Origin of the sequence: Bradyrhizobium sp. LA6.8 (assembly GCF_040547935.1) — a bacterium.
Taxonomy (GTDB): domain Bacteria; phylum Pseudomonadota; class Alphaproteobacteria; order Rhizobiales; family Xanthobacteraceae; genus Bradyrhizobium; species Bradyrhizobium barranii.
This window is the reverse complement of the sequence record NZ_JBEPQQ010000001.1, coordinates 1,480,147-1,500,715: the sequence shown is the minus strand read 5'-3', so window position 1 is coordinate 1,500,715 and position 20,569 is coordinate 1,480,147. Positions and strand designations below refer to the sequence as shown.

The following is a 20,569-nucleotide window of genomic DNA, read 5'->3' as shown; positions in this document are numbered from 1 at the left end:
TGGCATTGGAGAGGCGTCGTTCGGGAAGTCGCCACCTCACCACGCATACCGCACGACGCCCTTGCCGGCGTAGCTCCTGGTGAGCTGAGAGAACTCGCCTTCGAAGGTGGCGGCGGCGGACCAGCCGTTCAGCCATTTCTTTTCGGCAGAAGCGGTGACGAGCGCGGAGTCGCTGGCTTGCGCGGCGCCGCCAACGACAAAGGATGCGCCCGGCAGCGTCTGGAACGTCGCGCCGATATTGCGGCCGGGGTTGAAATCATGCGCCCATGCCAGGCGCCCTCGCAGCGTGAAGATTCCGTCCGGCATCGCATATGATTTGTCGCTGCGAAGGCCGAGTTCGCTGCGCGTATCGGTGACACTCTTTGATGCGTAGGCCAGCGCAAAGGTGTTGACGCCGGATACCGCCTGCTCGGCATAGGCCGGCAGGTCGAAGGTGGTGAACTGGCCTGCTGCGTAGGGCGTGATGCCGATGCCGCCCATCCACGGGCTGACAAAGCGATAGCCGCCTTCGACGCGACCCGAGAAGGCATTGGCGTTGAACTGCGCGCGCAATTGGTCGATGCCGGCCACCGTCACGGTGCGGTTGGTGGTGATGTCCTGCCAGCCATAGGCCAGCGCGCCGGAGAGATATGCCGCACCCGCATTGTGCCGGACGAAGGCGCCGGCCTGGAACATATCGGATCGGCCAGAGCCGCCATTGACGGTGCTGAAGGTCGTACCACCGCCCGCCAGCGCAAAGCCTGCCAGCGTATTCGGCGAGATACGGTAATCGGCGCCGACCGCGATGCCTGCGATGCGGCTGGTCGTGTTGTTGGAGCCGAGTGTCGTGTTGCCGTCCGTGGTCTGCGAGCCGCCATAGCCTGCCGCCCACACGCTCCAGCGCTGCGCGAACGGATCGGCCATGACGGGCGCCTTGGTGAACATCGCATTGGCGTCCCGCGCCGCACCGGAGCGCGACCTGTCCGGCGAGGCATAGGCCGATGCGCCCGCCGATGATCCCGCTGAAACGCCATCGCCGCGACCGTCGATGAAGGGATCGGTCAGCAATCCCATAAACTGGTTCATCGCGTTGAAGGTCGTCTGCTGCGAGCCGGTCGCGGTCTCGCCGGAGGTTTGCGACAGCGCGGCTGAAAGATTGCTGCCGGTGAGACCAAACAGCGCGACAAAGCCCGGCGGCAGCGCGCCGCCAGTGTTGAAGAAGTTGTTGAGCGTGGATGCGACGGTCTGCGGATTGCCCGGCAGCGAGGTGCCGGCGCCGAGCGAGGCCGTGAGGTTCAGCAACACATCGGACAGCGTGTAGCTCAGGCCGGCATTAAAATTCGGCAGCCCGCTCACGCCACCGAAACTGGTGCCGCCGAGGCCGCCGGCCGCCGACAGGATGGTGTAGTTCTTGCTGACATAGCTGCCCGGCTGGAAGACCGTTTGCACGGTGGCGCCAGTGAGCGTTGCGGCGCCTGTGACATTGGTGCGGTCGGCCGATGCCGAGACCTCGACGCGGTAGAGGCCGCCGGTGCTGAACGCCAGATTGCCGCCGACCGTCAGCGTGCCGATCGAATTGCCGGGCGCGAGCACGCCGCCGCCGTTGATGGTGGTATTGCCGACGGTGCCGTTGCCGCCGAGCGTGCCACCGGCATTGACCGTCACCGCCGAATTGGCGATGGAGCCGTTGACCGCCAGCGTGCCGCCATTGACCGTGGTCGCCCCGCTATAGGTGTTGGTCGCGGTCAGGATGGTGGTGCCGTTCTCCACCGTCACCGACCCCGCGCCGGAAATGACCGGGGCGAAGTTGTAGTTCGAGGCGGTGTGGTTGAAGACGATGCTGCCGGTGCCTGCCCCGAACGCGACCGAGGGCGTGGTCAGCGTGCCCGGCGCGGTCGCGGCCTGGCCGGAGGCGGCGCCGATATTGAGCGTGCCGGTCGAGCCGGCAAAAGCGGCGATCTGCATGCCCGAAGCCGTCGAGACGGTGCCGCCATTGGCGATCGTCAGCATGCCGGTGCCTAAATAGCCGACAAAGAGGTTGAAGGAATTGGTCCAGGTCGAGCCGGCGCCATCAACCGTCGCGGTGCCGGTCGAGCCGCCATTGTAGCCGAGGAAGCCGTTGCCGACGTTGCTCACCGCGCCGCCGTTCTGGATCGTCAGCGTGCCGGTGCCGCGAAAGCCGACAACGAGGCCGGAATTGGTCCACGACGACCCGGCGCCATCAACCGTCACGGTGCCGGTCGAGCCGGCATTGAAGCCGAGATGGCCGATGGTGGCGTTGCTCACCGCGCCGCCGTTCCGGATCGTCAGCGTGCCGGCGCCGGAATCGCCGACATAGAGCGCGCCGGAACTCCAGGACGAGCCGGCTCCGTCCACCGTTACGGTACCGGTCGAGCCGGCATTGTTGCCGAGATCGCCGATGACGTTGCTCACCGTGCCGCCGTTCCGGATCGTCAGCGTGCCGGCGCCGGAATTGCCGACAACGAGGTTGCCGGAATTGGTCCAGGCCGAGCCGGCACCATCAACCGTCGCGGTGCCGGTCGAGCCGGCAAGGGAGCCGAGAAAGCCGACGGCGTTGCTCACCGCGCCGCCGTTCTGGATCGTCAGCGTGCCGGTGCCGGAATTGCCAACTTTGAGGTCGCCGGAATTGGTCCAGGTCGAGCCGGCGCCGTCAACCGTCGCGGTGCCCGTCGAGCCGGCATTGAAGCCGAGATAGCCGAACCCGGCGTTGCTCATCGTGCCGCCGTTCCGGATCGTCAGCGTGCCGGCGCCAGAATTGCCGACATAGAGCCCGCTGGAACTCCAGGACGAGCCGGCGCCATCGACCGTCATGGTGCCGGTCGAACCGGCATTGGCGCCAAGGATGCCGATGACGTTGCTCCCCGCGCCGCCGTTCCGGATCGTCAGCGTGCCGGTGCCGAAACTGCCAACAACGAGGTCGCCGGAATTGGTCCAGGACGAGCCGGCGCCATCCACCGTTACGGTGCCGGTCGAGCCGCCATTGACGCCGAGATGGCCGGTGACGTTGCTCACCGCGCCGCCGTTCTGGATCGTCAGCGTGCCGGTGTCGTCAAAGCCGACAATGAGGCTGGAACTGGTCCAGGCCGAGCCGGCGCCATCAACCGTCGCGGTGCCGGTCGAGGCGCCGCCGAGATAGCCGGTGCCGGCGTTGCTCACCGTGCCGCCGTTCCGGATCGTCAGCGTGCCGGTGCCGGAATTGCCGACAACGAGGTTGCCGGAATTGGTCCAGGCCGAGCCGGCGCCATCAACCGTCGCGGTGCCGGTCGAGCCGGCAAAGGCGCCGAGATAGCCGGTGGCGCTGCTCACAGCGCCGCCGTTCTGGATCGTCAGCGTGCCGGTGCCGGCTTGGCCGACAATGAACAAGCCGGAATTGGTCCAGGCCGAGCCGGCGCCATCAACCGTCGCGGTGCCGGTCGAGCCGGCAAAGAGGCCGAGATAGCCGAGACCGCTGCTCACCGTGCCGCCGTTCTGGATCGTCAGCGTGCCGGTGTCTGAATAGCCAACAATGACAGTGTTCGCTTGCGCGCCGGTCGCTCCGACCACTGTGGCATTGGGCGCGACGGTGTCGATCTTCGCGGTGCCCGCGCTGGTTGGAACGCCGGCCGACCAGTTGGTGGCGGTGAACCAGTCGGTTGAGGTTCCGCCGGTCCAGTCGGTGGCGCGCGATGGCGTCGATGTCGCCAGGACCAGTCCGAGCGCCACCATGGAGCTGGTGCCCAGCAGGCGGCGGGACAACGCGGCCAAGGTCAGCGCCGCAAAGCGGCTAATCGATCGCTTGCGCGCAACAACGGCCGCGCCGGCTTCCAGCGCGCCTTCAGACGCTACAAAATAAGACAACCCAAATCTCCCCGCAGCCCAGAGAGCGACGTTTGAAATTCCGTTGCGCCGTTGCGGCGCCCGTCGCGCATGGACCCGTTAAGCGGGGCTCTGCGGTATCAGGTTTAGCGGGGGAACATCGCGGTGTCCGACCAATATCGGTCTTCCGACAAAGTGCGCGCCGTATCTGGCCGATTGCGTCATTAATATCACAGGAGGAACGCGGACAGGATATGAACGTCACCAGTTGGCTTAAGAGGCGAGGTCCGTTGCGGGTCATTCGCGACCAGGTCGAACCAGTTAGCGGCGCCTCGCAGGGCCAATGCGGCTTGATGGTATCACCGCGGACATGATTCAAGCCCCGAAACTGGAGCCTCGAATCATGCGCTACGAACTCAGACGCACCGAGGTCATCCGGCTTTTCAGCGCAGGGCCGGGAGCGGAGCCCACTCGCCGCATGATGCCATCATGCCCCTGTTTTGCCCGACGGGTCAATTGATTTTCGTAAAATACGAACTTAGTGATTTCGACGACTTGGCTACTGTGCATGGGGTTGTTTTTGACTTTTTTGTTTCGTGCGATCCCGGGCGGCCCTCCTCATGTTGTGATTCAACGGCCCGTGCCGGAGCTGGTTCATCCTTGAGGCCCCTTCGAACCCGCCGGAGTGAGCGCACGACAAAGCGGCATGAACCAGACAGAGCCTTCAGCCGAAGCGCAGATCGCAGCGATCATCGCCAGCGCTGCAAAGCAGCCGCTGCTCGATGCGGCCTTCGAGCTGTGGTGCCGGCGCTACCGGCTCGACACGCTCGACGGACGCCCGACCGACGAAGAGGTCCGCGTCTATCGCACCCTCACCCCGCGGCAGATGGCCGAGAAATACCGCTACGACCGCGACCACGCCCATGAGGGACCGATGTTCGGTTATGTGAAGCGCGCCCATCCACGCGCCGATGACGCAGCAATCCGGCAGGCCATCATCACCGCCGTGAAGTTCGAAGATGCCAGCTTCGAGCACTTCAACTGGAACGGCGATTTCTGGGAGTGCGTCGTGCGCGCCGTCGCGCGCGCGGCCGCTCAATATCCGGACTTTCTCGAGACGACTTATCGCGACGCCCGCAACAACGTCGCCTACTACTACAAGTGAGCTAGAAGCACAGCGTGGTGACGAGCTTGCCCTGCTTGTCCTTGATCGCATAGGGACAGCGCAGCCGCTCCAGCGCCTTCTTGGCATCCTCGTCGCCGAGCGCGGCAGCGCGCTCGTAGTAGGCCTTGGCGGCGTCCTTGTCCTTGGCGCCGCCGCGGCCTTCCTGCGCGAAGGCGCCCATCCGCTCCAGCGCGCCGGGATGGTTTTGCGCCGCCGCCTTCTCGAACATCGCGCGCGCCGCGACGTCGTCCTTCTCGCCGCCGTTGCCGTTGGAGAGCATCAGGCCAAGCTGGTACTGAGCCTCCGCGTTGGTCTCGGCCGCCCTGCCGAGCAGCGCGCGCGCCTGTGCGGGATCGGCCGGCGCAGCACCGCCAGCGCCGCCGAGCGCGGCAAGATTGCTGACACCGCGAGGATTGCCGGCCTGCGCCGCCCGCTCGAACAGCTTGCGTGCTTGTGCTTCGTCTTTCGCAACACCGGAGCCGGTGCCGTAGGCGACGCCGAGCTCGACCATCGCCGCGCTCGAGCCCTTGTCGGCCGCCTTGCGCCAGGCGGCGATCGCCTCCGCCGTCTGCCGGTTGGCGGCATAGGCGCGGCCGAGCGCGAACATCGCACGCCGCGACGACAGTGCGGCCTGCTTGCAGAATTTGACGGCGGTCGCAATGTCGGACGCGGCAAGCTCCGTCACGCCCTTCACATCGGCCGGCTTGTCGGGATCGCTGGGATCGGCGGCCAGCCGGTCGCACAGGACGAGATCGGCCGATTGCGCATGCGCCGATAACGGCGCTGCAAGCGTCAGGAGAATGGCCAGGAGACAAGTCCGCATGGGCGCCACGTTGCGTCTCTGCTCCGGCAAATTCAAGGCTCGAGTCCCGATTGGCGCAGCACCGGGACGACCTCCGGCGATGCCAGATAGCGCAGCAGACGATCGGCCGCTTCGGCATGTCTGGCGTCGGCCATGCGGCCGGCGGAAAACACGGCCGGAGTCTGCAAATCCTGCGGGATCGGGCCGACGACCTCGATGCCCTCGACCTGCTTCAGCTCACTGATCTGCTGCACGGCGAGGTCAGCCTCGCCGCTGACGAGCCGCTCCGCCGTAAAGCCCTGCTCGACGATGGTGGCCTTGGCGTTGATCTCGGCCGCGATGCCCCATCGCTGGATCAGCTGGGCGAAATAGACACCACTCGCGCCCAGCCGCGAATAGGCGACGGATCGCGCCGCGAGCAGCGACTTGCGGAGCGCGGCTTCGCCGCCGATATCGGGATGCGCCTGCCCTGCCCGCACGGCAATGCCGACGAAGGAGCGCGCCAGATCGGCCGCGCTACCCGCGGCCACGCGGCCCTCGCCGATCATCTCGTCGAGCCCCTCACGGGTCAGGATGACGAGATCGGCGGGCTCGCCGTCGCGTAGCCGTTTCAGCAGTGCGAGGGTTGGCGCGAAGTCGGCATCGACATGGAGGCCGTGAGCGGCCTCGAAGGCGGAGGACAGGCTGCGCATCGCGCCCATCAGGCCGAGCGTCGAGAGCATGCGAATGTTTTCCATGGGCTATTCCCGTCGCGATCAGGCGCGGTGCATCAGCTTGAGCGCGGCGGTCAGGCGCAGGCTGCGCTTGCCGGCGAGCGCCGTTGCCTCCAGCACCGCTTGCTCCGCGTCATAGGTGCCGGAGAAACCGATGCCGACCTCGTGGCCGCCGAAGATCGGATCGTCCTTGGCCGGCGTGTGCTCCTGGTTGAGGATCTGGCCCTTCCAGCGGCCATTCGCAGCAGTGTAGCTGCCGAGATAGTAGAACGAGGCATCGCCACCGAGGATGCGGCCCTGGCTGAGCAGCATCACGCCGGTCAGGCCGCCATCGACGCCGTCGAGCATGCGAAGGTGGATCGAATAGAGCCCGTCGGCGATGCCGGCCTCCCCGACGCCGCCCGCGATCGGCACCTCGTCTTCGGTGATCGGCGTCATCACCGACTGGAAGGGCACGCCGGGCAGCTCTTTCAGCTCGCCCTTGAAGCGATAGAGATCGCCGTCGGCCCAGCCCTTCGCAAGCAAGGTCGCATCGTCGGTGCCGGCCATGGCGCGGTAGTTCGGGTCCGGGTTGTGGCGGACCGTCTTGATGACGATGTCGACGCCGGCTTCGGTCCTCTGATAGGTGCCGATATGGGCGAAGGCCGAATTGCCGCCGAGCATCTTGCCATTGCCGGCATGCATCACGCTCCGGCCGACCGCGTCGCCGAGCTGAAATCGCACCTTGTAGAAGCCTTCAAACACCAGCCGTGTCCCCGGCCCCGCGCATCCCGGGGCATTCTATCCCGGTTTCGCCGGCGATGGACAGACTTCAAGCCGGCATGGCCGGCAGACCCACAAAGACGGCTGTCATCGGAATGCAAAAATCCGCCGGAGCCTTTTCGGCTCCGGCGGATTGAAGACCAACCCGGGCCAGCCCCCCCCGGCCCGGGCCGGGAGGATCTTAGGCCGCGGCCTTCTTGTCAGCCGGGACGGACGCGATCGTCTTCAGGATCTGCGAAGCGATCTGGTATGGGTCGCCCTGCGAGTTCGGACGGCGGTCTTCCAGATAGCCCTTGTAGCCGTTGTTGACGAAGGAGTGCGGAACGCGGATCGACGCGCCGCGATCGGCAACGCCGTAGCTGAACTTGTTCCACGGCGCGGTCTCGTGCTTGCCGGTCAGACGCTTGTCGTTGTCCGGGCCGTAGACGGCGATGTGGTCCATCAGGTTCTTGTCGAACGCCGCCATCAGCGCCTCGAAGTACTCCTTGCCGCCGACCGTACGCATGTACTCGGTCGAGAAGTTGGCGTGCATGCCGGAGCCGTTCCAGTCGGTGTCGCCGAGCGGCTTGCAGTGGAACTCGATGTCGATGCCGTACTTCTCGGTCAGGCGCAGCATCAGGTAGCGGGCCATCCACATTTCGTCAGCGGCCTTCTTGGAGCCCTTGCCGAAGATCTGGAATTCCCACTGGCCCTTCGCGACTTCCGCGTTGATGCCTTCATGGTTGATGCCGGCCGCCAGGCAGAGGTCGAGATGCTCTTCGACGATCTTGCGGGCGACGTCGCCGACGTTGGAGAAGCCGACGCCGGTGTAGTACGGGCCCTGCGGGGCCGGATAGCCGGAGGCCGGGAAGCCGAGCGGACGGCCGTCCTTGTAGAAGAAGTATTCCTGCTCGAAGCCGAACCATGCGCCGGCGTCATCGAGGATGGTGGCGCGCTTGTTGGAAGCGTGCGGGGTCTTGCCATCGGGCATCATGACTTCGCACATCACGAGCACGCCGTTGGTGCGCGCGGCGTCCGGGAACACGGCGACCGGCTTCAGCACGCAATCGGAGCTGTGGCCTTCGGCCTGCTGCGTGGAGGAGCCATCGAAGCCCCAGAGCGGAAGCTGCTCGAGCGTCGGGAACGACGCGAATTCCTTGATCTGTGTTTTGCCGCGCAAGTTCGGAGTCGGCGTATATCCGTCGAGCCAAATGTACTCGAGCTTATACTTGGTCATTGAGCCTCTCTGTAGATGATGCGAAAGGTGGGGTTGAGAGCCCCCGCACGTTTGTACCCGGCCATCATCGGCCGACCCTCTACAAGCATTTTGCGTGCCAAAAGGCCGCAGCGCGGGAGGTTTTCCACCGCCGCCGGGATCAGCCCGCCGACGGCAAACCGTCCTCGGCGGCGTGCGTCATAGCCGCGCACCTTCGCGTGAAGCTGCACCGCAAAAATCCCGCGGAAAACGCCTGATTCTGGAGCAGACGCACCGTTGCCGGAGGTTGCCGATGAAACGCGCATCAACGTCCGGCAACTTTCGCAAAGTCCTGCGCCCTGCCTAGCAACCTTTGGAATGGCCCAGGCGTTAGCCACCGACACGGTGCCTTAGGGGATGCAGAGGGTCACATGCCTACAGATTAGGCAGCAACTGATTTCCTTTTCAGCACTTTCCAATTCGGGATGCGCGGCCGATATGGGGAATCCAGTAACCACAATCGAACGAGTCGGGCGCACCATGGAGGCCAAGGCGCTTCGACCCAGGAGCAATCGCAATGATGAATAATGGTCTGAATCACGGATCTGCAACGATCTACCAATTCCCTGTCGGGGGCCGCGCGGCTCTCGCCGGACGCCGCTATGGCGACACCCGCCTTCCCGCCGATCATGCTTCGCTTCCCGCGAACGTCTCGATCTGCAGCGACAGCTGGTACCACCAGGATGCGGTCGACGAAGCAAAGCCCAAATGGGAACGCTAATGTTTGTGTTTGGTATGATACCGCCGCGCTCGCGCAAGCGTCCGACGGAAGTTTGAAAAAGGGTCGAAACAACGAGGTTTCGGCCCTTTTTGATTCCTGCTGGACTCCCGGCTAGAGGGCGGGCTTTTCGATCACCGTGCAGGAAGTGACCGGCCGCTTCAGATGCTGGACCGTGGTCGCTCCGGTCTTGCCGATCCTCAGCGTGATCCCTGCCCCCGAATAGCGGGTGCCAGAAAGCGCCAGCCGCTTCTTCAGCGTGACAGGTTCGCCGTCGATCTGGAGGAAGGCGCGTTTGTCATCGTCATAAAATCCCACGATGAACTGCGTACCATCGGCACAGCGATAGGTCCGGAACGTCTGCGCATCCGCCTGTCCCGCACCGATAATTCCGCCCGACAGCATGGTGATCGCCAAAACAATGGCCTTGTGCCGGCCCATGATTGCCCCCTGAATGCACTCAAGGACGCCGCAGTGCGTCCAGTGGAAACATAACCCAAGCTGATCTCATGCCAGATTCCCCTGCCCGCCACCTCGCCCTGCAAGGCGCCAGCAATTTTCGCGACCTCGGCGGCTATCCGACTTCGGATGGCCGCACCACGCGCTGGCGCCACATCTTCCGCTCCAACCATCTCGGCCAGCTCACGGCCGCCGACGTCGAGATCGTCCGCGCGCTGGGCGTGCGCAGCGCCTTCGATTTTCGCGGCGTCGAGGAGCGCGCGGCCGGCGTCTGCGTCGTGAACGAGATCACGGTGCATTCGCTGCCGATCGAGCCGACCGTGGTGGCCGCGCTGCGCGCCGAGCTTGCCAAGGGCAGGCTCACCGCACCGGTTGCGCTCGAGCTCATGCGGGAGTCCTACCGCAATTATGTCCGCCACAACACGCACAGTTTTCGCATGCTGTTCGGCCATCTCCTGGAAGACCGCGCGCCTCTGGTGATCCACTGCACCGCCGGCAAGGACCGCACCGGCTTTGCAAGCGCGCTGATCCTGCATGCGCTCGGCGTGACCGACGAGGTCATTGCCGAGGACTACCTGTTGACCAACCAGCACTACAAGCGGGACGCATTGAACGCTTCCGATCTTCCCGCCGACGTCCTCGATGCAATCGGCAGCGTCGAGGACTCATACCTTGCTGCTGCCTTCGACGCGGTCGGCAACGAATATGGCGATCTCGAAACCTACTTGCGCGACGGCCTCAAGCTCGGCACACCGGAGCGGACGGCGCTGAAGGCGCGTTATCTGCAATCGTAAGCGGCCGCGCCGGGAGAACGACGATGCAAGGCAAGGTTCTGATCGTGACGGGCGCGCTCGGCGCCCTTGGCAAGGTTGTCGCCGAGACGGCGTTGGCGCGCGGCGCGCGTGTGGCCGGCATCGATCACGCGCCCTCGCAGATGTCGGCAACGCCCGAACGTATCGAGATCGGCGGCGTCGATCTGTCCGACGCAGCACAAGCGAAGACGGCAGTCGAGGCGGCGGCAAAGCACTTCGGCAGGCTGGATGCGCTGATCAACATCGCCGGCGGCTTCGCGTTCGAGACCGTGGGCGACGGCGACATCAAGACGTGGCAGCGCATGCATGCGCTCAACGTGCTGACGGCCCTCAACACCTCGCGCGCGGCACTGCCGCATCTCGCCGCGTCCGGGGCCGGCCGCATCGTCAATATCGGCGCCATGGGCGCGCTTCAGGCAGGTTCCGGCATGGGCCCCTATGCGGCGTCGAAAGCCGGCGTGCATCGCCTCACCGAGGCGCTTGCCAACGAGTGGAAGGGCAAGGTGACCGTGAACGCGGTGCTGCCGTCGATCATCGACACCAAGGCCAACCGCGCCGACATGCCGAAAGCGGATTTCTCCAAATGGGTGACACCGCAGGAACTCGCCGAGGTGATCCTCTTCCTCGCCAGCGATGCCGCGAGCGGCGTCACCGGCGCGCTGATCCCGGTAAGCGGCCGGGTTTAGTCCGGCACCAACAACCGCAGATTGCCCTTGAAGCGGATGCTCTGCTTGCCGGCGAGCGCGATGCCTTCGCCATAGGCGGTCTCGCCGGCGTAGGTGCCGCTGAAGCCGATGGTCACGACCTTGCGGCCCCACACCGGGCGCTCGTCGAACGAGGGCGAGTGTTCCTCGTTGGTCAGCTCGCCCTTCCACTTGCCGTCGGCCGAGGTGTAGCTGCCATAGGCGAAGAAGAATGAATCGCCGCCTCGCATGGTGCCGTCGCGCAGGACCATGACGCCCTGATTGCCGCCCTGGACGGCATCCAGCATCTCGATGCGAATGTGATAGAGGCCATTCCTGATCGTCATCTTCGTAAAGCGCCCGACTGTCCCGGTCGCAGGATAACCGCACCGTCGGTTCCCGATCAAATGGCGCAGAGCCACAACTGCGTTCCGGGCTAAACTGGCCGCAACTGATTCTCGGATCGGAACGTAAGACCCGGACGCTTTCCTTGGAAACCGCGCTTTATCTACCCGTCAAACGCTTCCTCGAAGAGCTCGGCTTCACGGTCAAGGGCGAGATCGGCGGCTGCGACCTCGTCGGCCTCAGCGCGGGCGATCCGCCTGTCGTGGTGATTGGTGAGCTCAAGCTCGCCTTCAATCTCGAGCTGATCCTCCAGGCGGTTGACCGCGCACCGGCCGGCGACGAGGTCTGGATCGCTGCAAAGATGTCGATCCGCGGCAAGGGACGCGAGAGCGATGCGCGTTATCGCAATCTGTGCCGCCGCCTCGGCTTCGGTATGCTTGGGGTGACTGAGCGTGGCCAGGTCGAGGTGCTGGTGAAGCCACCGACGGCAGCGCCGCGCCGCGAGCCGAAAAAGCGCTCTCGCCTCGTCGCCGAACATCAGCGCCGCCAAGGCGATCCCGTGCTCGGCGGCAGCACCCGCGCGCCGATCATGACGGCCTATCGCCAGCAGGCGCTGGCCTGTGCGTCGGAACTCGTCGGTGGGCCACGAAAGGTGCGCGAATTGCGCAAGCGCTGTCCCGATGCCGGCAAGATCTTGCTTAACAATGTGTATGGCTGGTTCGAACGTGCGGACCGGGGAATCTACGGGCTCACCGAGGCCGGACACGCGGCGCTGAAACGCTGGCCGCAGGCACCGATGAAAGAAACGCCCCGCGAGGCATCCCTGCCCTAGCGGCAATCACGTCGGGAGACATCGCATGATCGTTGTGACTGGCAGCGTAACGGTCCGCACCGAGACGTTCGACGAGGCGCGCCGCCTGAGCCTCGAGCATGTTCATCGGTCGCGACAGGAACCCGGCTGCATCTCCCATGGAGTGCATGTCGACTGCGAGAATCCGCTCAGGCTGGTGTTCTTCGAGCAATGGGCCGACCGCGCCGCGCTCGCCGCCCACTTTGCGGTACCTGCATCCGGCGAGTTCGTGCGCACCTTGCGCTCGCTGGCCACGGGGCCAACCACGCTCGACCTCTATGAGGCCGACAGGCTCGAAAAGCTGTGAGCGCATAGCTGTGATGCCACACCAAATTCATATTGCAATGCAACATCTCCGGCACTAGGTATCCCGGCATCAAACCGAGGCCGTTATGAGCGCAGACTGGAACACCAAATATGGCACGCGGCGCGTGCGCCACGATCCGCCGACCCTGGACGAGGCGATCTTCGCCGCCGTCGGCATCACCGACGATCATGAGCAGCAGGCCGAGATCGCGGCAGCGCTGATGGGGATGCCGATCGAAATCGTGCAGGCCGAGGTGAAGAAGCAGGCCCGCACCAACGGCCGCATCACCGCCACACGCGTGATCGCAGGCGAACAGGGTGCGCAGCGCTCGGTGGTGGTCGAACGCCGTGTCGTCCGCCGCTTCGGCAACGACAAGCGCACCGGTACCTGAGCGCTCAATTCCCTATCCCCAATACGAAAGCGGACCGGTTTTGCCGGTCCGCTTTTTTGATTCCAGTCCGCGTTGGGATTTAGGCGGCGCGATTGCCGTACATGCTGGAAATGATCTTCCAGCAGGTCGAGTTGAAGCTGAGAAGAGCGCGGCCGGCCGTGAAGGGCGAGGCCGCGAGTTCAGCGAGCTCGGCCTCGGGCGTCTTGGCGAGATCGATCGTGCCGGTCGATTCGCCATGGCGGAATTGCAGATTCGCTCCGAACTTCCTGGCGAGCGCCCGCATGGCGTGATTCTCGGCGCCGGTCGTGATGCGCAGGCGCTTGTAGCCTTTCCACCGCGCTTCCGCGATCAGCCGGCTGAACAAGATGGTGCCGACATTCTGGCGCCGTGCCGAGGCTTCCACGCTGAAGGCGACCTCGGGCAACGAATCGTCCTCCGGCGGATGCAGCTCGGCCGCACCGCGGACCACGCCGTCGACGATGTAGGCGACAATCACGGTGCCGTCCTCGGCGCAGCGGGCGGCGTAACGCTCGATGAAGCTGTCGTCGAGAAAGCCGTTGAAACGGTCGTGCCGGCTTGCGGAATCAAGCCGCAGGAGGTGATCGCGCAGAAGCGGCAATTCTTCCTGCTGGCTCAAGGTCCGGACATAGCCCGGAACGGGCGTCGTGCGGGTCGTGTCTTCAAGTACCACGTCAAAACTCCTCTTGGTGTCCCTCGAGGAGGCGTTCGAATCCCTAGGTCCCCAATATTGTGCGTCGCAGCATATTTTTCAAGACGGGAACCTGCCCAAGTTTCAGGCATCGAAAGCGACCAATTCGTTAATAAAATCAAGCCCCCGTAGTCATACGAGGACCAGCTGAGTCTGGGTCACCACGGCAACCAGCTTGCCGTCCTCGGTCTCCAGCCGAGTGTTCCAGACCTGGGTCCGCCGTCCCCGATGGACCGGTGTAGCCGTGGCGATAATCGTGGTTCCCTCTTTTGCCCCGCCGATGAAGTTGGTCTTGCTCTCGAGCGTCGTGGTGCCCTTGGCATCCTCTGGCAGATTAATCACGGTCGCGGCGGCACCGACGGAATCGGCGAGCGCCATCACCGCGCCGCCGTGGATGGTGTGGTGGAGCGTGCAGAGGTCGGGCCTGACCGTCATCCGCGCCACCACGCGGTCCTTCTCGGCCTCGACGAATTCGACGCCCTTGAGCTCGGCAAACGGCATCTTCATCGCTTTAAGTTTCTCGAGCGGCGTCATCGGATCTCCTCCCAATTCATTGTTGTTTCAGCGTGAATTGCTTCGGGCGGCAAAGCAATGACGTCCGAGGTAATGGCCCTGCTGACATCGGTGACGGCATTTGCGCATATGCTCTTCCCATGCGCCACTTCCCGCCCCGCCGCATCGTCTGCCTGACCGAAGAGACGGTCGAAACGCTGTACCTGCTCGGCGAGCAGGACCGCATCGTCGGTGTCTCCGGCTACGCCGTCCGCCCGCCCCAGGTGCGGCGGGAGAAGCCGCGGGTGTCGGCCTTCGTCTCAGCAGACATCCCGAAGATCCTGGCGCTGGAACCGGATCTGGTGCTGGCCTTCTCCGACCTCCAGGCCGGCATCGTCGCCGATCTCGTGCGCGCGGGCGTGGACGTCCATGTTTTCAATCAGCGCGACATCGCCGGGATTTTGGCGATGGTCCGCACACTTGGTGCGCTGGTGGGCGCCGCTGAACGCGCCGAAGGCCTTGCCCGTGATCTCGAACGGCGCCTCGCAGAGATAGCGGCAACACCTCGCCCGTCCGCGCGGCCAAAGGTCTATTTCGAGGAATGGGACGATCCGTTGATCTCCGGCATCGGCTGGGTGTCCGAGTTGATCGAGATCGCCGGCGGCGAGGATGTGTTTCCGCAACTGCGACATCGGCAGGCGGCAAAGGATCGCATCGTCTCGGCGGAGGCGGTGCGCGAGTCAGCGCCCGACGTGATCCTCGCCTCCTGGTGCGGCAAGAAGGTCGTCCCTGCCCGCATCCGCGCGCGCCATCGCTGGAACGAGATCCCCGCCGTGCGCGACGACCGCATCGTCGAGATCAAGTCGCCGATCATCTTGCAGCCGGGGCCGGCGGCGCTGACGGATGGGCTAGATGCGATCGTGACGGCGTTGTGGGGTGGACTCAAATAGCCTGATCGCAGCTTTCGTGTCCCGGACGCGTCAGCGTTGCTGCGCAGAGCCAAGAGGCGCAGCGCCGCGTGCGGGGCACGAGGCCTTCTTCAGGTCACCGCGTTCACCACCTGATATTCCGGCCGGCGCCAGACCTCGCCCGCAATCACCTCCTCGATGATCTCGGCTGCTCGCATGATCTCGCTCTCCCCAATGTAGAGCGGTGTAATCCCGAACCTCATGATGTCGGGCGCGCGGAAATCGCCGATGAGGCCGCGGGCGATCAGGGCCTGCATGGCGGCGTAGCCGCCGGCGAAGGCGAAGGAGACTTGTGAGCCGCGGTGCTCGTGCGCGCGCGGGGTGACGAGCTTGAGCTCGGGGCAGCGGCGTTCGATTTCGGCGATCAGGAGATCGCCAAGCGCCAGCGAACGCGCACGGACCTCACGAATGTCGACCCTGTCCCAGATGTCGAGCGAGGCCTCCAGCGCCGCCATTGCAAGCACCGGCGGGGTACCGACGCGCATGCGCTCGACGCCGCCGGCCGCCGCGTAGCCAAGCTCGAACGCAAACGGCTTTGCGTGGCCCATCCAACCCGACAGCGCGGCGCGCACGCCGTCGGCGTGGCGCGGCGCGACGTAGAGGAAGGCCGGCGCGCCGGGGCCGGCGTTGACGTATTTATAGGTGCAGCCGGCGGCGAAATCGGCACCGCAGCCAGCGAGATCGACCGGCAGCGCGCCGGCCGAATGCGCGAGGTCCCATACCGTGACGATGCCGAGCGCATGCGCCTTCGCGGTCAGCGTCGCCATGTCATGGCGCCGTCCGGTGCGGTAGTCGACCTCGGTGATGTAGAGGACAGCGATCTCCTCCGACAACGCGGCCTCGATCTCTTCCGGCGCCACCAGGCGCAATTGATGGCCGCGGCCGAGCGTCGCGATCAGCCCCTCGGCCATGTAGAGATCGGTCGGAAAGTTTCCGGTGTCCGATAGCACGACCTTGCGCGCGGCGTTCATGTCGAGCGCGGCGGCGAGTGCCTGGTAGACCTTGAGCGACAGCGTGTCTCCGACCATCACGGAGCCGGCTTCCGCACCGACCAATCGCGCGATGCGGTCGCCGACATGGCGCGGCTGGGCATACCAGCCCGCACTGTTCCAGGCGCGGATCAGCTCGTTGCCCCACTCGGCCGTGATGACGTTGCCGACGCGCTCGGCAACGCCCAGCGGCAGCGCGCCGAGCGAATTGCCGTCGAGATAGATCACGCCCTCGGGCAAATGGAACAAGGCCCTGGTGTCGTCATAGACGCGAAGCTTGGTCATGGGATCTCTACAGAATCGTACGGACGCGCCAGAGCTCGGGGAACAGCTCGACCTCCAGCATGCGCTTGAGATAGCTGACGCCGCCGGTGCCGCCGGTGCCGCGCTTGAAGCCGATGACGCGCTCGACCGTCGTGACGTGGTTGAAGCGCCAGCGCCGGAAGTAGTCCTCGAAGTCGACCAGCTTCTCGGCAAGCTCGTAGAGCATCCAATGCGTCTCCGGCGCTTCGTAGACGATCCGCCAGGCCTGGAGCACGCCCTCGTTAAAGCTGTGGGTCTCGCGAACGTCACGCGCCAGCACGGACGCGGGCATCTTGAGCCCGTTGCGGTCGGCGAGCCGCAGCACCTCGTCGTACAGGCTCGGCGTGGCAAGCTCGCCTTCGAGCAGCCGGGTCGTTTCCACATCGTGCGCGTGCGGCTTGAGCATGGCGTGGTTGCGGTTGCCGACCAGAAATTCGATCAGCCGGTACTGACGCGACTGGAAGCCCGAGGACTGGCCAAGCTGCGAACGGAAACGCGTATACTCGCTGGGCGTCATGGTGCGCAGTACGTCCCAGGCACCGTTGAGCTGCTCGAAGATGCGCGACATCCGCGCCAGCATCTTCATCGCGGGCTGCACTTCGTCCCTGGCGATGGCGCGGCGCGCGGCGCTGAGCTCGTGAATGGCAAGCCGCATCCACAGCTCCGTGGTCTGATGCTGGATGATGAACAGCATCTCGTCATGGGCTTCCGAGAGCGGATGCTGCGCGCCGAGGATCGCATCCAGCGCCAGATAGTCGCCGTAGGACATACGCCTGGCGAAATCGGTCTCGGCGCCTTCGCTCGTGGGATCGTAATCGCTGGACGTCATGGCAAGCCCTTTCGATCGATCGATCCTCGCCGCGTCAGTCGAGGCCGATCAGGCGCGCGGTGATCGGGGACGACGGATCCTTCAGTCCGTCGATCACCGTAAAATGGTTGAGCCCGGGATCGACGACGAGGCGCGTCGGCACGTCGAAGCCGGTCCAGACATTGGCGATCAGATCGGACTGACGCATGAATTCGGGCCGTTCGCCGCCGCCGACCCACGCCGTGACCGGCGAATGTCCCCGCGGCAGGTGCAGCGCCGCGCTTTCAAGCGTCGCCTCCTCCATGGTCATGCGCAGCGTCTCGTTCATCTTCGTCTTGAGTAGCGGTCGCAGATCATGCAGCCCGCTGATCGAGAGCGTGCCGGCGATGCGGTTGTAGACGGCGGGCTCGAGCCGGCTGTCGTTGCACAGCATGCGCGTGACGAGATGGCCGCCGGCGGAATGGCCAGCGAGCCGGATCGGGCCGGAGACGAGCGAGGCCGCCTTGGTGATCGCGGCGGTGATCTCTGCGGTGATGTCGGAGATGCGTGCGGCCGGCGTCAGCGTGTAGCTCGGCAGCGCGACAGTCCAGCCGTGATGCCGCGCGCCTTCGGCAAGATCGGTCCAGGTCGACTTGTCGAAGCGCATCCAGTAGCCGCCGTGGACGAAGACGACGAGGCCCTTGCTGTCGCCGTCAGGCAGGATCAGGTCGAGACGCTGGCGTTCGCCCGGGCCGTAGGCGACGTCCGCGCGGAAGTCTTTCAGGCGGGCGCGGTAAGCCGCCGCCCGCTCCGCCCATTGGGCCGGCATCTTGTCCGAGCCCGGGATATGGGCCGAATTGGCATAAGCATCATCCCAATCTCGCATCGTGACACCCAAGGATTCGGCCGTCGAACTGGGCGCCAGTCTGCCACCAGTCAGGACGGCGTCCTAGTCTTTCTTTTAAGCTTAAAGCATTTGGACGCGCCCGTGTTTCGGGCAGTGGGCGCTCCAACCGAGGCCGTAGGGTGGGCAAAGCGAAGCGTGCCCACCACTTCGTTCGGGGTAGAAGAGAGATGGTGGGCACGGCGCAAGGGCGCCTTTGCCCACCCTACAGGACCGTCCGCCCATCATTGCGAGCGGAGCGAAGCAATCCAGTCTGCTTCCGCAGCGACGCTCTGGATTGCTTCGTCGCAAGGGCTCCTCGCAATGACGGCGGAGAGACCTACGCCTTCTCCACCCCGCACCAATCCGCGATGAACAGGGCCATCGCCTTGGTCGACGTCTTCAGCGACTCCAGGTCGACGAATTCGTTGAAGCCGTGCATCTCGCCGCCGCTCGCGCCGAAGCAGAGGCTCGGGATGCCGTGATTAAGACCATAGAAGCGGGTGTCGGTGAGCGCGGTGAAGACGAGGTCTTCGATTTCGCCGCCATAGACGGTGCTGAAGGCCTTGCCGAGCGCGGCCTCGGGCGCCGCGGCGTCGGTCAGTTCATATCCCTCCGACAAAAAGCCCGACCATTCGACCTCCGGCGGATTGTTGGCGAGGAAGCGGTGGTTGCGCGCGGCAGCCGCAACGCAGGCCATGATCTCCTTCTGGTGATCGGCGATCGACCAGCCCGGCAGGACCGCGATGCGGCAATCGACGTCGCACCAGGCCGGCACGCTGGAGGCCCAGTCGCCGCCCTTGATGATGCCGGGGTTGAAGTTGATGGGATGGTTCAGCGTCTTGAAGTGCCGATCAGCTTTGGCGCGCTCGTTCCACTCGATCTCGAGTTTTTGCAGCGCCTGGATCAAATGATAGGCCGCCATGATTGCGTTGGCGCCGGAGCCGGCGAAGGCAACGTGGGTCGGATGGCCCTTCACGCGCAGGCGAAACCAGATCACGCCGACCTGCGAGCGCACCATCTTGCCGCCGGTCGGCTCCGGGATGAAGCAGGCGTCGGCACGATAGCCGCGCTGCAATGTCGAGAGCGCGCCGACGCCGGTGCTCTCCTCCTCGATCACGGACTGGAAGTGGATCCGCGCCGTCGGCTTGAAACCCGCCGCCTTGATCGCGTCCAGCGCGTAGAGCGCGCCGATCGTGCCCGACTTCATGTCGCAGGCGCCGCGGCCGAACATCTTGCCGTCCTTGATGACGGGCGAGAATGGCGGCGTGTCCCACAGTTCCAGCGGCCCCGCGGGCACAACGTCGCAGTGCCCCTGGAGGATCAGCGATTTGCCGCCATTCGTTTGCGGACGGTAGGTGCCAACCACCGTGCGCGCCTTGGAGAAATCGTGCTCGATCGGACCGAAACCACGCAGATCCTTGAGGTCATCGACATCGATGTGCCAGTCGTCGACCTCGTAGCCGCGTTCGCGCAGGAGGTCGCCGATCATGTCCTGGCACGGCCCCTCGGCCCCGCGGGTCGAAGGGATCGCAACGAAATCGCTTGTGGTCGCAAGCTGGGCTTCGAAGCCGACATCGACGGCGTCAAGAATCCTCTGCTGCGTTTCGGCATTCATCAGGCAACTCCAGGCATCCAATTGGTCAATGGTGCGCGCAAGCTAGCCGATTTCAGCCGTTCGGGTATTCTACAAAATAAGCATCCCGCAATGCATCTTCGAGCAGCCGGCCTTCCGAATAGCCATTCAGCGTCGCAGGCCGGGTTACACCATCCAGCAGGCGCGAGCACGGCTCCGGCGCGCCCAAGACGGTGCGCACGGGGATGCGCTCGGCATAGATCGGCAATTCGTAGTCCTCGTCGTCGTCAGCCACACCCTTGGCGCGGACTTTGGCCGAGGCTTCCTCGATCTCCATCGCGATGAAGGAGGTCGCCTTGATCTCCTGCGTGTTGCTCTGACGCAGGGTCGCGGTGCGGTCCGGGAAGAAGCGATCGACCATCGCGATCACTGCCCGCTCCTTTTCCTCGGGATCGGTGACCAGATAGGCAGTGCCGAACGCCATCACGGCGCGGTAGTCGGCGGAATGGTTGAAGCCGCAACGCGCCAGCACGAGGCTGTCGAGATGGGCAACGGTGAGGCAGACGCGCTCGCCCCTGGTCTGGTTGCGCAGCATGCGGCTCGCGCTCGAGCCGTGCCAATAGAGTTTTGTCCCTTCGCGCCAGAAGAAGGTCGGCGTACAATAGGGCTGGCCGTCGATGACATAGGAGACGTGGCAGAGCATCGAGGAATCCAGGATGCGGTGAACCGTGTCGTGGTCGTAGAAGCCGCGGTCGTGACGGCGCTTGACCTGATTGCGCGCTGACGTCGGATAGGAATTCTGGCTTTCAGTCTGGCTCACGGCCGC

The 20,569-nt window shown here is 64.9% G+C and carries 22 protein-coding genes; 8 read left to right on the top strand and 14 right to left on the bottom strand.

The window, feature by feature from the left end:
- Positions 1 to 36 precede the first annotated feature (36 nt).
- Positions 37 to 3,837 (bottom strand): autotransporter outer membrane beta-barrel domain-containing protein, encoded by a 3,801-nt coding sequence (locus tag ABIA90_RS06885; protein WP_354122092.1) that lies wholly within the window; start codon positions 3,835 to 3,837, stop codon positions 37 to 39.
- A 664-nt stretch (positions 3,838 to 4,501) separates the two neighbouring features.
- On the opposite strand from ABIA90_RS06885, the gene ABIA90_RS06880 reads away from it, so the two are divergent.
- On the top strand, positions 4,502 to 4,960 hold the full coding sequence (locus ABIA90_RS06880) for a hypothetical protein (RefSeq protein WP_354122093.1): 459 nt from the start codon (positions 4,502 to 4,504) through the stop codon (positions 4,958 to 4,960).
- Position 4,961: 1 nt separating this feature from the next.
- Here the strand turns inward: ABIA90_RS06880 and ABIA90_RS06875 are convergent, their stop codons facing one another.
- The 4 genes from ABIA90_RS06875 to ABIA90_RS06860 all read right to left on the bottom strand — a co-directional run bounded on the left by ABIA90_RS06875 (position 4,962) and on the right by ABIA90_RS06860 (position 8,453).
- Entirely contained in the window at positions 4,962 to 5,783 is an 822-nt protein-coding gene (locus ABIA90_RS06875) for a tetratricopeptide repeat protein (RefSeq protein ID WP_354122094.1), read from the bottom strand.
- A 32-nt stretch (positions 5,784 to 5,815) separates the two neighbouring features.
- Complete coding sequence (locus ABIA90_RS06870; protein ID WP_354122095.1) at positions 5,816 to 6,499, bottom strand: substrate-binding domain-containing protein; 684 nt, start codon at positions 6,497 to 6,499, stop codon at positions 5,816 to 5,818.
- Positions 6,500 to 6,517: 18 nt separating this feature from the next.
- Positions 6,518 to 7,219, bottom strand: coding sequence for a GrlR family regulatory protein (locus ABIA90_RS06865; RefSeq protein WP_354122096.1), 702 nt, complete (start codon positions 7,217 to 7,219; stop codon positions 6,518 to 6,520).
- A gap of 199 nt (positions 7,220 to 7,418) precedes the next feature.
- Positions 7,419 to 8,453, bottom strand: coding sequence for a glutamine synthetase beta-grasp domain-containing protein (locus tag ABIA90_RS06860; protein ID WP_038943077.1), 1,035 nt, complete (start codon positions 8,451 to 8,453; stop codon positions 7,419 to 7,421).
- 535 nt (positions 8,454 to 8,988) lie between these two features.
- Here ABIA90_RS06860 and ABIA90_RS06855 point away from each other — a divergent pair.
- Complete coding sequence (locus tag ABIA90_RS06855; RefSeq protein ID WP_028147811.1) at positions 8,989 to 9,192, top strand: DUF2735 domain-containing protein; 204 nt, start codon at positions 8,989 to 8,991, stop codon at positions 9,190 to 9,192.
- Positions 9,193 to 9,303: 111 nt separating this feature from the next.
- On the opposite strand, the gene ABIA90_RS06850 is transcribed toward ABIA90_RS06855, so the two are convergent.
- Positions 9,304 to 9,630, bottom strand: coding sequence for an MliC family protein (locus ABIA90_RS06850; protein ID WP_063983627.1), 327 nt, complete (start codon positions 9,628 to 9,630; stop codon positions 9,304 to 9,306).
- Between the two features lie 68 nt (positions 9,631 to 9,698).
- Between ABIA90_RS06850 and ABIA90_RS06845 the strand changes: the two genes are divergently transcribed.
- Together ABIA90_RS06845 and ABIA90_RS06840 are read left to right on the top strand one after the other, a co-directional pair.
- A complete protein-coding gene (locus ABIA90_RS06845; protein ID WP_354122097.1) occupies positions 9,699 to 10,442 on the top strand; it encodes a tyrosine-protein phosphatase in 744 nt (247 codons plus the stop codon).
- 23 nt (positions 10,443 to 10,465) lie between these two features.
- The gene (locus ABIA90_RS06840) at positions 10,466 to 11,146 is read left to right on the top strand and encodes an SDR family oxidoreductase (RefSeq protein WP_354122098.1); all 681 of its coding nucleotides are present in this window, start codon (positions 10,466 to 10,468) and stop codon (positions 11,144 to 11,146) included.
- Here the strand turns inward: ABIA90_RS06840 and ABIA90_RS06835 are convergent.
- The gene (locus tag ABIA90_RS06835; protein WP_166352857.1) at positions 11,143 to 11,490 is read right to left on the bottom strand and encodes a GrlR family regulatory protein; all 348 of its coding nucleotides are present in this window, start codon (positions 11,488 to 11,490) and stop codon (positions 11,143 to 11,145) included. The genes ABIA90_RS06840 and ABIA90_RS06835 overlap by 4 nt on opposite strands.
- Positions 11,491 to 11,633: 143 nt before the next feature.
- On the opposite strand from ABIA90_RS06835, the gene ABIA90_RS06830 reads away from it, so the two are divergent.
- The 3 genes from ABIA90_RS06830 to ABIA90_RS06820 all read left to right on the top strand — a co-directional run bounded on the left by ABIA90_RS06830 (position 11,634) and on the right by ABIA90_RS06820 (position 13,036).
- Positions 11,634 to 12,320 carry a DUF2161 domain-containing phosphodiesterase gene (locus ABIA90_RS06830; RefSeq protein WP_166096230.1) on the top strand — a complete coding sequence of 229 codons (687 nt, stop codon included), beginning with the start codon at positions 11,634 to 11,636 and terminating at the stop codon, positions 12,318 to 12,320.
- Between the two features lie 25 nt (positions 12,321 to 12,345).
- The gene (locus ABIA90_RS06825) at positions 12,346 to 12,645 is read left to right on the top strand and encodes a putative quinol monooxygenase (RefSeq protein WP_038931808.1); all 300 of its coding nucleotides are present in this window, start codon (positions 12,346 to 12,348) and stop codon (positions 12,643 to 12,645) included.
- Positions 12,646 to 12,730: 85 nt separating this feature from the next.
- Positions 12,731 to 13,036 (top strand): hypothetical protein, encoded by a 306-nt coding sequence (locus ABIA90_RS06820; RefSeq protein WP_063983633.1) that lies wholly within the window; start codon positions 12,731 to 12,733, stop codon positions 13,034 to 13,036.
- A gap of 79 nt (positions 13,037 to 13,115) precedes the next feature.
- On the opposite strand, the gene ABIA90_RS06815 is transcribed toward ABIA90_RS06820, so the two are convergent.
- Positions 13,116 to 13,727 carry a GNAT family N-acetyltransferase gene (locus tag ABIA90_RS06815; protein WP_028147806.1) on the bottom strand — a complete coding sequence of 204 codons (612 nt, stop codon included), beginning with the start codon at positions 13,725 to 13,727 and terminating at the stop codon, positions 13,116 to 13,118.
- A gap of 150 nt (positions 13,728 to 13,877) precedes the next feature.
- A complete protein-coding gene (locus ABIA90_RS06810) occupies positions 13,878 to 14,279 on the bottom strand; it encodes a PaaI family thioesterase (RefSeq protein ID WP_354122099.1) in 402 nt (133 codons plus the stop codon).
- Between the two features lie 119 nt (positions 14,280 to 14,398).
- Here ABIA90_RS06810 and ABIA90_RS06805 point away from each other — a divergent pair, with 119 nt between their 5' ends.
- Positions 14,399 to 15,187: a cobalamin-binding protein gene (locus tag ABIA90_RS06805; protein ID WP_354122100.1), complete on the top strand. Its 789-nt coding sequence runs from the start codon at positions 14,399 to 14,401 to the stop codon at positions 15,185 to 15,187.
- A gap of 89 nt (positions 15,188 to 15,276) precedes the next feature.
- Here the strand turns inward: ABIA90_RS06805 and kynU are convergent, their stop codons facing one another.
- The 5 genes from kynU to ABIA90_RS06780 form a co-directional block, all read right to left on the bottom strand.
- Positions 15,277 to 16,479, bottom strand: coding sequence for a kynureninase (gene kynU, locus ABIA90_RS06800; RefSeq protein ID WP_354122101.1), 1,203 nt, complete (start codon positions 16,477 to 16,479; stop codon positions 15,277 to 15,279).
- 7 nt (positions 16,480 to 16,486) lie between these two features.
- The gene (gene kynA, locus ABIA90_RS06795) at positions 16,487 to 17,326 is read right to left on the bottom strand and encodes a tryptophan 2,3-dioxygenase (protein ID WP_014495717.1); all 840 of its coding nucleotides are present in this window, start codon (positions 17,324 to 17,326) and stop codon (positions 16,487 to 16,489) included.
- 34 nt (positions 17,327 to 17,360) lie between these two features.
- Complete coding sequence (locus tag ABIA90_RS06790; protein WP_354122102.1) at positions 17,361 to 18,170, bottom strand: hormone-sensitive lipase; 810 nt, start codon at positions 18,168 to 18,170, stop codon at positions 17,361 to 17,363.
- Positions 18,171 to 18,507: 337 nt separating this feature from the next.
- Positions 18,508 to 19,785: an ArgE/DapE family deacylase gene (locus ABIA90_RS06785; RefSeq protein ID WP_354122103.1), complete on the bottom strand. Its 1,278-nt coding sequence runs from the start codon at positions 19,783 to 19,785 to the stop codon at positions 18,508 to 18,510.
- 52 nt (positions 19,786 to 19,837) lie between these two features.
- Complete coding sequence (locus ABIA90_RS06780; RefSeq protein WP_354122104.1) at positions 19,838 to 20,563, bottom strand: pyridoxamine 5'-phosphate oxidase family protein; 726 nt, start codon at positions 20,561 to 20,563, stop codon at positions 19,838 to 19,840.
- Positions 20,564 to 20,569 lie beyond the last annotated feature (6 nt).

Excerpts from the sequence above, each read along its gene's own strand:
- ABIA90_RS06880 (WP_354122093.1), top strand. The coding sequence starts at position 4,502 with ATGAACCAGACAGAGCCTTCAGCCGAAGCGCAGATCGCAGCGATCATC.
- ABIA90_RS06875 (WP_354122094.1), bottom strand. The coding sequence starts at position 5,783 with ATGCGGACTTGTCTCCTGGCCATTCTCCTGACGCTTGCAGCGCCGTTA.
- ABIA90_RS06870 (WP_354122095.1), bottom strand. The coding sequence starts at position 6,499 with ATGGAAAACATTCGCATGCTCTCGACGCTCGGCCTGATGGGCGCGATG.
- ABIA90_RS06860 (WP_038943077.1), bottom strand. The coding sequence starts at position 8,453 with ATGACCAAGTATAAGCTCGAGTACATTTGGCTCGACGGATATACGCCG.
- ABIA90_RS06855 (WP_028147811.1), top strand. The coding sequence starts at position 8,989 with ATGATGAATAATGGTCTGAATCACGGATCTGCAACGATCTACCAATTC.
- ABIA90_RS06850 (WP_063983627.1), bottom strand. The coding sequence starts at position 9,630 with ATGGGCCGGCACAAGGCCATTGTTTTGGCGATCACCATGCTGTCGGGC.
- ABIA90_RS06845 (WP_354122097.1), top strand. The coding sequence starts at position 9,699 with ATGCCAGATTCCCCTGCCCGCCACCTCGCCCTGCAAGGCGCCAGCAAT.
- ABIA90_RS06840 (WP_354122098.1), top strand. The coding sequence starts at position 10,466 with ATGCAAGGCAAGGTTCTGATCGTGACGGGCGCGCTCGGCGCCCTTGGC.
- ABIA90_RS06835 (WP_166352857.1), bottom strand. The coding sequence starts at position 11,490 with ATGACGATCAGGAATGGCCTCTATCACATTCGCATCGAGATGCTGGAT.
- ABIA90_RS06825 (WP_038931808.1), top strand. The coding sequence starts at position 12,346 with ATGATCGTTGTGACTGGCAGCGTAACGGTCCGCACCGAGACGTTCGAC.
- ABIA90_RS06820 (WP_063983633.1), top strand. The coding sequence starts at position 12,731 with ATGAGCGCAGACTGGAACACCAAATATGGCACGCGGCGCGTGCGCCAC.
- ABIA90_RS06810 (WP_354122099.1), bottom strand. The coding sequence starts at position 14,279 with ATGACGCCGCTCGAGAAACTTAAAGCGATGAAGATGCCGTTTGCCGAG.
- ABIA90_RS06805 (WP_354122100.1), top strand. The coding sequence starts at position 14,399 with ATGCGCCACTTCCCGCCCCGCCGCATCGTCTGCCTGACCGAAGAGACG.
- kynU (WP_354122101.1), bottom strand. The coding sequence starts at position 16,479 with ATGACCAAGCTTCGCGTCTATGACGACACCAGGGCCTTGTTCCATTTG.
- kynA (WP_014495717.1), bottom strand. The coding sequence starts at position 17,326 with ATGACGTCCAGCGATTACGATCCCACGAGCGAAGGCGCCGAGACCGAT.
- ABIA90_RS06790 (WP_354122102.1), bottom strand. The coding sequence starts at position 18,170 with ATGCGAGATTGGGATGATGCTTATGCCAATTCGGCCCATATCCCGGGC.
- ABIA90_RS06785 (WP_354122103.1), bottom strand. The coding sequence starts at position 19,785 with ATGAATGCCGAAACGCAGCAGAGGATTCTTGACGCCGTCGATGTCGGC.